A 12,151-nucleotide genomic window follows, 5' to 3' on the forward strand; every position below is an offset into this window, starting at 1 on the left:
CTCAGTTGCTTCCAGCTGCGCCCCTGGCCCCCGCGACCACATAAGAAGCCGGGCGCCGGGGCGCAGTTCTTTTTTCACCCACAGATTTCCGAGAGGGCTCCCGCTGTCATGGCGAAGATCCTGAAGTTCGACGAGGACGCCCGTCGCGCCCTCGAGCGCGGCGTCAACAAGCTGGCCGACACGGTGAAGGTGACGATCGGCCCCAAGGGCCGCAACGTCGTCATCGACAAGAAGTTCGGCGCCCCCACCATCACCAACGACGGTGTCACCATCGCCCGCGAGGTCGAGGTCGAGGACCCGTACGAGAACCTCGGCGCCCAGCTGGTGAAGGAGGTGGCGACCAAGACCAACGACATCGCTGGTGACGGCACCACCACCGCCACCGTGCTCGCCCAGGCGCTGGTGCGCGAGGGCCTGAAGAACGTCGCCGCGGGCGCCTCCCCGGCCGCCCTGAAGAAGGGCATCGACGCGGCCGTCGCCGCCGTCTCCGAGGACCTCCTCGCCTCGGCCCGCCCGATCGAGGAGAAGTCCGACATCGCCGCCGTGGCTGCGCTGTCCGCCCAGGACCAGCAGGTCGGCGAGCTGATCGCCGAGGCGATGGACAAGGTCGGCAAGGACGGTGTCATCACCGTCGAGGAGTCCAACACCTTCGGTCTGGAGCTGGACTTCACCGAGGGCATGGCCTTCGACAAGGGCTACCTGTCGCCGTACTTCGTGACGGACCAGGAGCGCATGGAGGCCGTCCTGGAGGACCCGTACATCCTCATCAACCAGGGCAAGATCGCCTCGATCCAGGACCTGCTGCCGCTGCTGGAGAAGGTCATCCAGGCGGGTGCCTCCAAGCCGCTGCTGATCATCGCCGAGGACGTCGAGGGCGAGGCCCTGTCGACCCTGGTCGTCAACAAGATCCGTGGCACCTTCAACGCCGTCGCGGTGAAGGCCCCCGGCTTCGGCGACCGCCGCAAGGCGATGCTGCAGGACATGGCCGTCCTCACCGGCGCCACCGTCATCTCCGAGGAGGTCGGCCTCAAGCTCGACCAGGCCGGTCTGGACGTGCTGGGCTCCGCCCGCCGCGTGACGGTCACCAAGGACGACACGACCATCGTCGACGGTGCCGGCAACTCCGAGGACGTCCTCGGCCGGGTCAACCAGATCAAGGCCGAGATCGAGAACACCGACTCCGACTGGGACCGCGAGAAGCTCCAGGAGCGCCTCGCGAAGCTGGCCGGCGGCGTGTGCGTCATCAAGGTCGGCGCCGCCACCGAGGTGGAGCTGAAGGAGAAGAAGCACCGTCTGGAGGACGCCATCTCCGCGACCCGCGCCGCGGTCGAGGAGGGCATCGTCTCCGGTGGTGGCTCCGCGCTGGTCCACGCCGTCAAGGTGCTGGAGGGCGACCTCGGCAAGTCCGGCGACGAGGCCACGGGTGTCTCGGTCGTCCGCCGCGCCGCCGTCGAGCCGCTGCGCTGGATCGCCGAGAACGCCGGCCTCGAGGGCTACGTCATCGTCTCCAAGGTGGCGGAGCTGGAGAAGGGCAACGGCTACAACGCCGCCTCCGGCGAGTACGGCGACCTGGTCAAGGCCGGTGTCATCGACCCGGTCAAGGTCACCCGCTCTGCCCTGGAGAACGCCGCCTCCATCGCCTCCCTGCTGCTCACGACCGAGACCCTGGTCGTCGAGAAGAAGGAAGAGGAGCCGGCCGAGGCGGGCCACGGCCACGGTCACGGCCACGCCCACTGAGGCACCTCAGCACTGAGGCCCGGCACCCCTCGGGGTGCCGGGCCTCCGCTGTGTGCCCTGCGGCCGCGCGCCCTACTTCTCCAGCTCGTCCAGCGCGCCCAACTGGTCCAGCAGCCCGAGCCGGTCGTACTGCCACCAGGCCTCGCAGATCTTCCCGTCGTGGTCGAACCGGAAGACCGTCGTACCGGTCATCGACACCTGCCGGCCGGTGTTGGGCAGGCCCATGAACTCGCCGGTCTGGATGCCGTTCCAGCTCCAGCGGGTGCAGACCCGGTCCGTCTGGGTGATCTGGTCCTCGATCGTGAACGTGAAGTCGAAGGCGTTCCGCCACATCTCGATCTCACGCCGCATGTTGTCCAGCCCGAGCTGGTCCTGCTCGTTGGCCGGGTCGTGGTCGTGGTAGTGCTCCGCGATCAGGTCGTTCAGCGCGGGCAACGGCCCCTGGATCGCGACGGTGTCGAAGAACCGGCGCGCCTGGGCCGCGTACAACGGCTCGTCGCGCACCACGTCCAGGTCCGTGAACGTGGGCATCTCGTCGCACAGGGCGACCAGGTTCCGGAAGATCCGGTCGGTCTCCGGCAGGTTCGAGTTCCGCATCGCCTCCTCGTACGACGGGAACTCCACGATCTCGATGACGTGTGACGCGTCCGAGCGGTCCTTGCCGACCACCGCGTGCGTCGCGGTCCGCTTCCCCTTGGTCTGTTCGACCCACTGGTCCATCAGCCGGTTCATCTCGTCGATCCGGCTGGTCTTGCAGTCGATGAGCTGTACGAACGTCATGGCGCCGCCTCCCGGCCCCCTGGGTCCGGATCCGTCAGGCCCATTTTCCCACCGGAACGCGGCCGCCACCCGTCCTACTGGGGGCCGTACTTGCGCCCCGTCTTCGAGCTGATGCCGCCCATCAGCCCGCGTGGGGCGACCTTCACCAGTCCCATCAGCGCTTTGTACCGGGGGTCCGGGATGGACAGCGTCTTGCCGCGCGCGAGGTCGGCCAGGGCCGCCGCGACCAGCTTGTCCGCGTCCAGCCACATCCAGCCCGGGATGTTGTCCGTGCCCATCCCGGCCCGCTGGTGGAACTCCGTGCGCACGAAGCCGGGGCACAGCGCCATCAGCCGCACGCCGCTGCCCGCCAGGTCCTTCGCCGCGCCCTGGGTGAACTGCACGACCCAGGCCTTCGAGGCGCCGTAGGTGCCCCGGGGCACGAAGGCGGCCACCGAGGCGACGTTCACCACGCCGCCGCGGCCGCGCTCGCGCATCGCCTCGGACGCCGCCGACGTCAGCCGCAGCACCGCCTCGCAGTGCACCTTGAGCATCTTCAGCTCGTCGGCCATGGGCACTTCGAGATAGCGGCCCTTGTTGCCGAAGCCGGCGTTGTTGACCAGCAGGTCGACCGGGTTCTTCCGGTCGCTCAGGCGCTCGGCCACCACGTCGATGCCCTTGTCCTCGGCGAGGTCGGCGGTCAGCACCTCCGCCTCGATGCCGTGCCGGTCGTGCAGCTCGGTCGCCTGCTCGCGCAGCCGTTTGGCGTCCCGGGCCACCAGGACGAGGTCATGCCCGTCAGCCGCCAGCCGCCGCGCGAACGCGGCACCGATTCCCGCGGTCGATCCCGTAATCAGAGCCGTTGTCATGGCCCAAGGGTAGTGACCCGGAGCGACGGCGTCCGCTGCGGTGACGGCCTCTCAGCGGCTCTGTCCGGCGACGTACTTGCGGGCCGCGGCCAGCGTCTCGGAATGCAGCGCCTCGCCCGCCACGAGCAGCTGCGGCAGCAGTTCCCGCTCGGTGGTGACCGCACGGAACTGCATCGCAGCCGTCACCGCGTGGTCCGGCCGGTGCACGATCTCGATCGGATCGCCCGCCCGGATCTCACCCGGTTCGATCACTCTCAGGTAGGCACCCGTCGCGCCCTTCTGGGTGAACCTCTTCACCCAGCCCCGCTCGCCCAAATGGCCCTGGAACGTACGGCACGGAATCCGGCCCGACGTCACCTCCAGCACCACCTCGGACCCGATCCGCCAGCGCTCGCCGATCAGCGCCCCGGACACGTCCAGGCCCTGCGTCGTGAGGTTCTCGCCGAAGCAGCCGTTCGCCAGCGATCTGTCCAGCTCCCGCTCCCAGGCGTCGAGGTCCTCGCGCGCGAAGGCGTACACCGCCTGGTCGTAGCCGCCGTGGTGGCGCAGCTCGCACACCGCGTCCCCGGCCAGCCCGCTCCCGCCGACGCCCTTGGGCCCCGGGGCCGCCACCCGCACCGGCCCGTCCGTCGGCTGCTTGTCGATGCCGGTCACACCTTCCGCCTGGTCCGTGTACGGCACCGGCGTCGGGCGACCCAGATTGACCGAGAGAAGCTTCATGCTTCGCACGGTACGGGACCGCACCCCAAAGCGTCGACGCAATATGCGGCGCCATGTCCAAGTCAGGCTTATGCTCGGAGGGTGATCGAGGCTCGTCATCTCCGCGTCCTGCGCGCAGTCGCCACCACCGGTTCCTTCTCGGCGGCCGGGCGCGAGCTGGGCTGCACCCAGCCCGCCGTCAGCCAGCAGATGAAGGCCCTGGAGTCCTCGGTCGGCACCCCGCTGCTGGTCCGCAGCGGCCGCGAGATGCGTCTGACCCAGGCCGGCGAGGCCCTCGTCCGGCACGCCTCCGGGATCCTCGCCGGGCTCACCGCGGCCGAGGAGGAGGTCGCCGCGATCGCGGGCCTGAGGGCCGGCCGGGTCCGGCTGGTCTCCTTCCCGAGCGGCAGCTCCACCCTGGTCCCCACCGCCCTGGCCGCCCTGCGCGCCGCCCACCCCGGCACCCGCGTCTCGCTGGAGGAGGCCGAGCCCCCGAAGTCCGTCGAGTTGCTGCGCGAGGGCGACTGCGACCTGGCGCTCGCCTTCCGCTACGAGGGAGCGGCGGTCGCCGAGGAGTGGGACGACCTCGTCGTACGGCCCCTGCTGACCGACCGTCTGGTCGCCCTGGTGCCCGAACGGCACCGGCTCGCGCGCGCGGAGTCCGTCGCCATCGGGGAGTTGGCCGGGGAGCCCTGGATCGCGGGCTGCCCGCGCTGCCGCGGCCAGCTGGTGGAGGTGTGCGAGAGCGCGGGCTTCACGCCCCGCATCGACTTCGCCACCGACGACTATCCGGCGGTGGTCGGCCTGGTCGGCGCGGGTCTCGGCGTTGCCGTACTGCCGCAGCTCGCGGTGGAGTCGGTGCGGCCCCGGGGAGTGCGTACGGTGGCGCTGGAACCCGTGGTGCAACGGCAGATCGTCGCTCTCACCCTCCCCGACCTGGCACACGTGCCGGCCGTGGCGGCGACGCTGGAGCAGCTCGCCCGGGCGGCCGTGCGTCAGTGACGCCGGTGAGGGGATCCACTCAAGGATGACGGGCACGCATGCGCGTGCCCGGGTGCCGAGTTATCGCAGAAACGTTCCTTCAAGCGTGCGGTGCGGAGCCCCCGCTGGCCGTCGACGCCGAGACCAGTCGGTTGCGCGCCCGCCCCATCAACTCCTCGCGCTCATCCTCGGTCAGGCCGCCCCAGACGCCGTACGGCTCGCGCACCGCCAGCGCGTGTGCCGCGCACTCCGCGCGGACCGGGCACCTCATGCAGACCTCCTTGGCCGAGTTCTCGCGAGCGCTCCGAGCCGCCCCGCGCTCGCCCTCGGGGTGAAAGAAGAGCGAGCTGTCCACCCCGCGGCAGGCAGCGAGCAACTGCCAGTCCCACAGGTCCGCGTTCGGTCCGGGAAGGCGGGAGAAATCTGCCATTACGTGACCCCTTGTAGCCGTGCTGGGCGGATACGGTGCCATCGACCGTACATCTCCGGTCTAAGGAGATGAAAATATGACTCATTGCGAATCTAGCTCCAGACACCGAGAAACGGGAGCAAAAACGGCTAAATGGGGCATTAGCTGTGATGAAAACTTGAGGGTCCGTTGGGCATGTCTGCACCGTGTCGATGCCCTCACGTAGAGTGCCGAAGAGGGCACGCAGCCCCGTAACTCTTTCGAGTGACCGTCGTTGAGAGTGCGGAGGCGGTTGAAAACACAAGCGCTCGGGCAGGCGTCCGAGACGGTCGACCGCACAGGTGACGATTCCGTACCAGCCTGGAGGCTCAAGGTGACGCGCATCAGCTGCGGAGGGCGGTCATGACATCCGTCCTCGTCTGCGACGACTCCCCGCTTGCCCGAGAGGCGCTCCGCCGCGCGGTCGCGACCGTGCCCGGCGTCGAGCGTGTGACGACGGCGGCCAACGGCGAGGAAGTCCTCCGCCGCTGGGGCGCCGACCGCTCCGACCTCATCCTGATGGACGTACGCATGCCCGGCCTGGGCGGCGTCGAGACCGTGCGCAGGCTGCTGTCCGCCGACCCGGGCGCGCGCATCATCATGCTCACGGTCGCCGAGGACCTGGACGGAGTGGCCCTCGCGGTCGCCGCCGGCGCCCGCGGCTACCTGCACAAGGACGCTTCGCGCGCGGAGCTGCGGGCCACGGTCACCCAGGCCCTCGCCGACCCGACGTGGCGTCTCGCCCCGCGTCGTCTCCGCTCGGCCGAGATGGGCGCCGCGCCCACCCTCACCGCGCGTGAGATCCAGGTGCTGGAGGGCATGAGCCACGGCCGCTCGAACGCCGAGATCGGCCGCGAGCTGTTCCTCTCCGAGGACACGGTCAAGACCCACGCCCGTCGGCTCTTCAAGAAGCTCGGCGCCTCGGACCGCGCCCACGCGGTGGCCCTGGGCTTCCGCTGGGGTCTGGTCCGCTAGGCCCGGGCCGGATGAGCCGGCCGGCCGGGGGCGCGCGCCCCCGGCCCGGCTCACCCGCGGGTGTGGGTGTGGTCGGCGGCGAGAGGTGGATCCGTCTCACCCGGATTTGGTGGGCATCTGTCTGACCTGCTGCTTTGCTCTGTGCCCGTGGGGACTGATCCACCAATCACGCCTATGTGGGGGGCAGCGGAGGGCGTGCGGTGCTCGTTTCGCCGCGGATGCCGCATCCTTGAGATGTGGAGTCTCTCGGGGACGAGTCGGTCGAGCGGAAGGGGAGGGCGCAGGGGATGAGTGCCGGCGCACCTGCTCATAACGCTTCGGTGCACAACCACGAACGCGATGCGACGGACCGGACGGCCGCAGGGCACCATGGACCGATGCGCGACGACGATGCGGGCACGGCCCCAGGGGCGATCGGTGCGCTCGTGCATCGTGCCGTCGACGGGGACGAGCAGGCCACGCACGATCTGCTCGCCCATGTGCACCCCCTGGCCCTGCGCTACTGCCGCACCCGGCTGTCCCGGCTGCCCGGCGACGCCCGCCACTTCGTGGAGGACCTCGCCCAGGAGGTCTGTGTCGCCGTTCTCCTCGCGCTACCGCGCTACCGCGACACCGGCCGCCCCTTCGAGGCCTTCGTCTTCGCCATCGCCTCGCACAAGGTCGCCGACCTCCAGCGCGCCGCGATGCGCCACCCGGGCTCCACGGTCGTCCCCTCGGACGAGATGCCGGAACGCCCCGACGACTCCCTCGGCCCCGAGGAGCGCGCCCTGCTCAGCAGCGACGCCGAGTGGGCCAAGAAGCTGCTGGCCAACCTTCCGGAGAACCAGCGCGAGCTGCTCCTGCTGCGCATCGCCGTGGGCTTGACCGCGGAGGAGACGGGGCAGATGTTGGGAATGTCACCCGGCGCCGTGCGGGTGGCCCAGCATCGGGCGCTGAGCCGGCTGCGCGCGCTCGCCGAGCAGTAACTGCCCTGGGCGGAGCCTTCGTAGCTCCCTTTCTTGAACAGGCGCGGGTTCGTTTCCGTACGAACATACGAAGCCTGAAGTCACCTCGGACCGTGGAATTTGCTAGCCGTGCTTCCCGTTAGCATGGACATCCGCACCGATCAAGGCCATTTGGGGAAGGTGTCATGACTGCCAACGTCGACGGAGTGCCCGGAAAATTCGCGACACTCGGGCTGACCTACGACGACGTGCTGCTGCTGCCGGGTGCATCCGAGGTGCTCCCCAACGCGGTCGACACCTCGTCCCGCATCTCCCGCAATGTCCGGGTCAACATCCCGCTGCTGTCGGCGGCGATGGACAAGGTGACCGAGTCCCGCATGGCGATCGCGATGGCCCGGCTGGGCGGCGTCGGCGTGCTGCACCGCAACCTCTCCGTCGAGGACCAGGTCAACCAGGTCGACCTGGTGAAGCGGTCCGAGTCCGGCATGGTCACCGACCCGATCACGGTGCACCCGGAGGCCACGCTCGCCGAGGCCGACGCCCTGTGCGCCAAGTTCCGCATCAGCGGTGTCCCGGTCACCGACCCGGCCGGCAAGCTGCTGGGCATCGTCACCAACCGCGACATGGCTTTCGAGAGCGACCGCACGCGTCAGGTGCGCGAGGTCATGACCCCGATGCCGCTGGTCACCGGCAAGGTCGGCATCTCCGGGCCCGAGGCCATGGAGCTGCTGCGCAAGCACAAGATCGAGAAGCTGCCGCTGGTCGACGGTGAGGGCGTCCTCAAGGGCCTGATCACGGTCAAGGACTTCGTCAAGGCCGAGAAGTACCCCAACGCCGCCAAGGACGCCGAGGGCCGCCTGCTCGTCGGTGCCGCCGTCGGTGCCAGCCCCGAGGCGCTGGAGCGCGCCCAGGCGCTCGCCGAGGCCGGTGTGGACTTCCTGGTCGTCGACACCTCGCACGGCCACAACAGCAACGCCCTCAGCTGGATGGCGAAGATCAAGTCCAGCGTGAACGTCGACGTGATCGGCGGCAACGTCGCCACCCGCGACGGCGCCCAGGCGCTCATCGACGCCGGTGTCGACGGCATCAAGGTGGGTGTCGGCCCGGGCTCGATCTGCACCACCCGCGTGGTCGCCGGCATCGGCGTCCCGCAGGTCACCGCCATCTACGAGGCCTCCCTCGCCGCCCGTCCGGCGGGCATTCCGCTGATCGGCGACGGCGGTCTGCAGTACTCCGGCGACATCGGCAAGGCGCTCGCCGCCGGTGCGGACACGGTCATGCTGGGCAGCCTCCTCGCCGGCTGCGAGGAGTCGCCGGGCGAGCTGATGTTCATCAACGGCAAGCAGTTCAAGTCGTACCGCGGCATGGGCTCGCTGGGTGCCATGCAGTCCCGCGGCCAGGGCAAGTCGTACTCGAAGGACCGCTACTTCCAGGCCGAAGTGACCTCCGACGAGAAGCTCGTGCCCGAGGGCGTCGAGGGCCAGGTGCCCTACCGCGGCCCGCTGTCCAACGTGCTGCACCAGCTCGTCGGCGGCCTGCGCCAGACCATGGGCTACGTGGGCGCCGCCACCATCGAGGAGATGGAGTCCAAGGGCCGCTTCGTGCGGATCACCTCGGCGGGCCTCAAGGAGAGCCACCCGCACGACATCCAGATGACGGTCGAGGCGCCGAACTACAGCAACAAGAAGTGACGCACGCGCACGCGTGAGGGCCGTACAGGCCGTGCAAGGGCGGTCCCGGAGCATCCGGGGCCGCCCTTGTCGTACCTGTCGGCGATACTGGAAGACGCTGCAATGCATCAGGGAAAGGCCAAGACGTGACTGAGATCGAGATCGGGCGCGGCAAGCGCGGCCGCCGGGCGTACGCCTTCGACGACATCGCCGTCGTCCCCAGCCGCCGTACGCGGGACCCGAAGGAGGTCTCGATCGCCTGGCAGATCGATGCCTACCGCTTCGAGCTGCCCTTCCTGGCCGCCCCCATGGACTCGGTCGTCTCCCCGGCCACCGCGATCCGGATCGGCGAGCTGGGCGGCCTCGGCGTGCTGAACCTCGAGGGCCTGTGGACGCGGTACGAGGACCCGCAGCCGCTGCTCGACGAGATCGCCGAGCTGCCCGCCGAGCAGGCCACCCGCCGCCTCCAGGAGATCTACGCGGCTCCCATCAAGGAGGAGCTGATCGGCGCCCGCATCAAGGAGGTGCGCGACTCCGGCGTGGTCACGGCGGCCGCGCTCTCCCCACAGCGCACCGCCCAGTTCTCCAAGGCGGTCGTGGACGCGGGCGTGGACATCTTCGTCATCCGCGGTACGACGGTCTCGGCGGAGCACGTCTCCGGCGCGCACGAGCCGCTGAACCTGAAGCAGTTCATCTACGAGCTGGACGTCCCGGTGATCGTCGGCGGCTGCGCCACCTACACCGCCGCCCTGCACCTGATGCGCACCGGCGCGGCCGGTGTCCTGGTCGGCTTCGGCGGCGGCGCCGCGCACACCACGCGCAACGTGCTCGGCATCCAGGTCCCGATGGCCACCGCGGTCGCCGACGTGGCCGCGGCCCGCCGCGACTACATGGACGAGTCCGGCGGCCGGTACGTGCACGTGATCGCGGACGGCGGCGTCGGCTGGTCCGGCGACCTCCCGAAGGCGATCGCCTGCGGCGCCGACTCCGTGATGATGGGCTCCCCGCTGGCCCGTGCCACGGACGCGCCCGGCAAGGGCCACCACTGGGGCATGGAGGCGGTCAACGAGGAGCTGCCCCGCGGCAAGAAGGTCGACCTGGGCACGGTCGGCACGATCGAGGAGATCCTCACCGGCCCGTCCCACACCCCGGACGGCTCGATGAACTTCTTCGGCGCCCTGCGCCGCGCCATGGCCACGACGGGCTACAGCGAGCTCAAGGAGTTCCAGCGGGTGGAGGTTACGGTGGCGGACTCGCAGCACCGGCGGTAGTCCGTGTGACGTGATGGGGGCTGGTCGCCTGGTGGGGTGACCGGCCCCCTTTCGCATGCACGAGGTGGGCCTGTGGGGGCGCGTGGCGTGGTGTGGGGGCGCGCGGTTGTCTTCGGGGTGAATACGGGCTGGTAAGCAGGGCCGAGAGCGATAACGTCCGTGTCGGCGCCCATGGGACGTCACCGCAAGCCCACCCGCTGGGATCGAATCCGTCTTCGGACGGTGAAGTTCCGGAGGAGGTGTGTCTTGTGGATTTGCAGCTGGTGAGCGGCCGCCCCCAAGGAGACTAGGGGCGGACACCCGTGAATCAGCTCGGAGCCCGCTGCAGCACCCACTGCGGTGGGCTCCACCTGTTTCCGTAAGGTACCCGCGCCGCGCGCAGTGTGCCACCAGCCCCGGAGCCCGGTCCGCCCACGCGCCCCCCGCTCACAACCGATGCGCCGCCCCCGTAGGCGTAGCCCCCCGCGTGTCCAGCAGCAACTGGGCCTTTACCGAGAGCCCCTGCAAGTCGTACGTCCGATGCTGCTGCAACAAGATCGTCAGGTCGGCGTCGGCGGCAGCCTCGTACAGCGAGTCCGCGCGCGGGACAGGTCGCTCCAGGACGCTCCACGCGGGCACGTACGGGTCGTGGTAGCTGACCGAGGCGCCCAGTTCCATCAGGCGGACGGCGATCTCCCGGGCGGGGGTGCCCTGCAGGTCGGCGAGGTCGGGCTTGTAGGTGACGCCGAGGAGCAGGACGCGGGCACCGCGCGCGGACTTGCCGTGCTCGTTCAGGAGCGTGGCGGCGCGCTGGACGACGTAGCGGGGCATGCGGTTGTTGACCTGCTGGGCCAGCTCCACCATGCGCAGCGTGCGGCTCGCGTGGCCGGTGAGGTCCTGCGGGACGCCGTGCCCGCCGACGCCCGGGCCCGGCCGGAACGCCTGGAAGCCGAACGGCTTGGTCTCCGCGCAGCGGATGACGTCCCACAGGTCGACGCCCAGCTCGTTGCAGAGGACGGCCATCTCGTTGACCAGCGCGATGTTGACGTGCCGGTAGTTGGTCTCCAGGACCTGTACGGCCTCCGCCTCGCGCAGCCCGCGCGCGCGTACGACCTTGTCGGTGAGCCGTCCGTAGAAGGCCGCGGCCGACTCGGTGCAGGCGGGGGTGAGGCCCCCGATGACCTTGGGCGTGCCGGCGGGGGTGCGGTCGCGGTTGCCGGGGTCGACGCGGCTGGGTGAGTAGGCGAGGTGGAAGTCGCGGCCGGCGCGCAGTCCGGAGCCCTTCTCCAGCAGGGGGCGCAGGAACTTCTCGGTGGTCCCGGGGAGCACCGGCGACTCCAGGATGACCGTGGTGTGCGGGCGCAGCCGCTCGGCCAGGGTGCGGGCGGCCGCCTCCACCTGGCCGAGGTCGACGGCGCCGTCGGCGCCGCGCGGGGTGGGCGCGCAGATCACGGCGGTGCGCACCCGGCCGAGCTGGGCCGGTTCGGTGGCGGGCCGGAAGCCCGCCGCGTGCATCCGCCGCAGCTCGGCGGGGCTGAGCGAACCCGCCTCGGGGCCGGTGGCGTACCCGATGGTCGGGATGCCTGCGGCGACGGCGGCCTGGGCGAGCGGGAGGCCGTAGGGACCGAGTCCGATGACGGCGAGATCTGCGGGCATGGCGTGGGCCCGTCCTTCCCAGTAACCGAAGCGGGACAGATGCGCAACCGCTGTGGACTGCCAGAGCGGGCGCACTGTCACACTAGGAGTAAATATGACCGTTATGTGGGATTGTGTTCGTGTGTCTTCCGGGGGTTGCGTTCGTGTTGTCCACAGGTTGGGA

11 protein-coding genes are annotated in these 12,151 nt (G+C 70.1%); 6 read left to right on the forward strand and 5 right to left on the reverse strand.

What is annotated here, in order from left to right; all coding sequences use genetic code 11:
• Positions 1 to 108 precede the first annotated feature (108 nt).
• Positions 109 to 1,737: a chaperonin GroEL gene (gene groL, locus ACFY3C_RS22215; protein WP_390771949.1), complete on the forward strand. Its 1,629-nt coding sequence runs from the start codon at positions 109 to 111 to the stop codon at positions 1,735 to 1,737.
• Between the two features lie 72 nt (positions 1,738 to 1,809).
• Here the strand turns inward: groL and ACFY3C_RS22220 are convergent, their stop codons facing one another.
• From ACFY3C_RS22220 to ACFY3C_RS22230, 3 genes are all read right to left on the reverse strand, one after another.
• Complete coding sequence (locus ACFY3C_RS22220) at positions 1,810 to 2,517, reverse strand: ester cyclase (protein ID WP_390771950.1); 708 nt, start codon at positions 2,515 to 2,517, stop codon at positions 1,810 to 1,812.
• Positions 2,518 to 2,591: 74 nt separating this feature from the next.
• Entirely contained in the window at positions 2,592 to 3,365 is a 774-nt protein-coding gene (locus ACFY3C_RS22225; protein ID WP_390771951.1) for an SDR family NAD(P)-dependent oxidoreductase, read from the reverse strand.
• Between the two features lie 51 nt (positions 3,366 to 3,416).
• Complete coding sequence (locus ACFY3C_RS22230; RefSeq protein WP_386578356.1) at positions 3,417 to 4,085, reverse strand: MOSC domain-containing protein; 669 nt, start codon at positions 4,083 to 4,085, stop codon at positions 3,417 to 3,419.
• 81 nt (positions 4,086 to 4,166) lie between these two features.
• Here ACFY3C_RS22230 and ACFY3C_RS22235 point away from each other — a divergent pair, with 81 nt between their 5' ends.
• A complete protein-coding gene (locus ACFY3C_RS22235) occupies positions 4,167 to 5,066 on the forward strand; it encodes a LysR family transcriptional regulator (RefSeq protein ID WP_390771952.1) in 900 nt (299 codons plus the stop codon).
• A 79-nt stretch (positions 5,067 to 5,145) separates the two neighbouring features.
• Here ACFY3C_RS22235 and ACFY3C_RS22240 read toward each other — a convergent pair whose 3' ends face one another.
• Entirely contained in the window at positions 5,146 to 5,475 is a 330-nt protein-coding gene (locus ACFY3C_RS22240) for a WhiB family transcriptional regulator (RefSeq protein WP_386578358.1), read from the reverse strand.
• Positions 5,476 to 5,856: 381 nt separating this feature from the next.
• Here ACFY3C_RS22240 and ACFY3C_RS22245 point away from each other — a divergent pair, with 381 nt between their 5' ends.
• The 4 genes from ACFY3C_RS22245 (at position 5,857) to ACFY3C_RS22260 (ending at position 10,353) form a co-directional block, all read left to right on the forward strand.
• Positions 5,857 to 6,468 (forward strand): response regulator transcription factor, encoded by a 612-nt coding sequence (locus ACFY3C_RS22245; RefSeq protein ID WP_003948568.1) that lies wholly within the window; start codon positions 5,857 to 5,859, stop codon positions 6,466 to 6,468.
• A 377-nt stretch (positions 6,469 to 6,845) separates the two neighbouring features.
• Complete coding sequence (locus ACFY3C_RS22250; protein WP_386578359.1) at positions 6,846 to 7,433, forward strand: sigma-70 family RNA polymerase sigma factor; 588 nt, start codon at positions 6,846 to 6,848, stop codon at positions 7,431 to 7,433.
• A gap of 164 nt (positions 7,434 to 7,597) precedes the next feature.
• Positions 7,598 to 9,103 carry an IMP dehydrogenase gene (gene guaB, locus ACFY3C_RS22255; RefSeq protein WP_386578360.1) on the forward strand — a complete coding sequence of 502 codons (1,506 nt, stop codon included), beginning with the start codon at positions 7,598 to 7,600 and terminating at the stop codon, positions 9,101 to 9,103.
• A 125-nt stretch (positions 9,104 to 9,228) separates the two neighbouring features.
• Positions 9,229 to 10,353 carry a GuaB3 family IMP dehydrogenase-related protein gene (locus ACFY3C_RS22260; protein WP_386578361.1) on the forward strand — a complete coding sequence of 375 codons (1,125 nt, stop codon included), beginning with the start codon at positions 9,229 to 9,231 and terminating at the stop codon, positions 10,351 to 10,353.
• Between the two features lie 426 nt (positions 10,354 to 10,779).
• On the opposite strand, the gene ACFY3C_RS22265 is transcribed toward ACFY3C_RS22260, so the two are convergent.
• On the reverse strand, positions 10,780 to 11,988 hold the full coding sequence (locus ACFY3C_RS22265) for a nucleotide sugar dehydrogenase (protein ID WP_390771953.1): 1,209 nt from the start codon (positions 11,986 to 11,988) through the stop codon (positions 10,780 to 10,782).
• Positions 11,989 to 12,151 lie beyond the last annotated feature (163 nt).

This window comes from Streptomyces sp. NPDC001410, from assembly GCF_042895235.1.
Classification (GTDB): Bacteria; Actinomycetota; Actinomycetes; order Streptomycetales; family Streptomycetaceae; genus Streptomyces.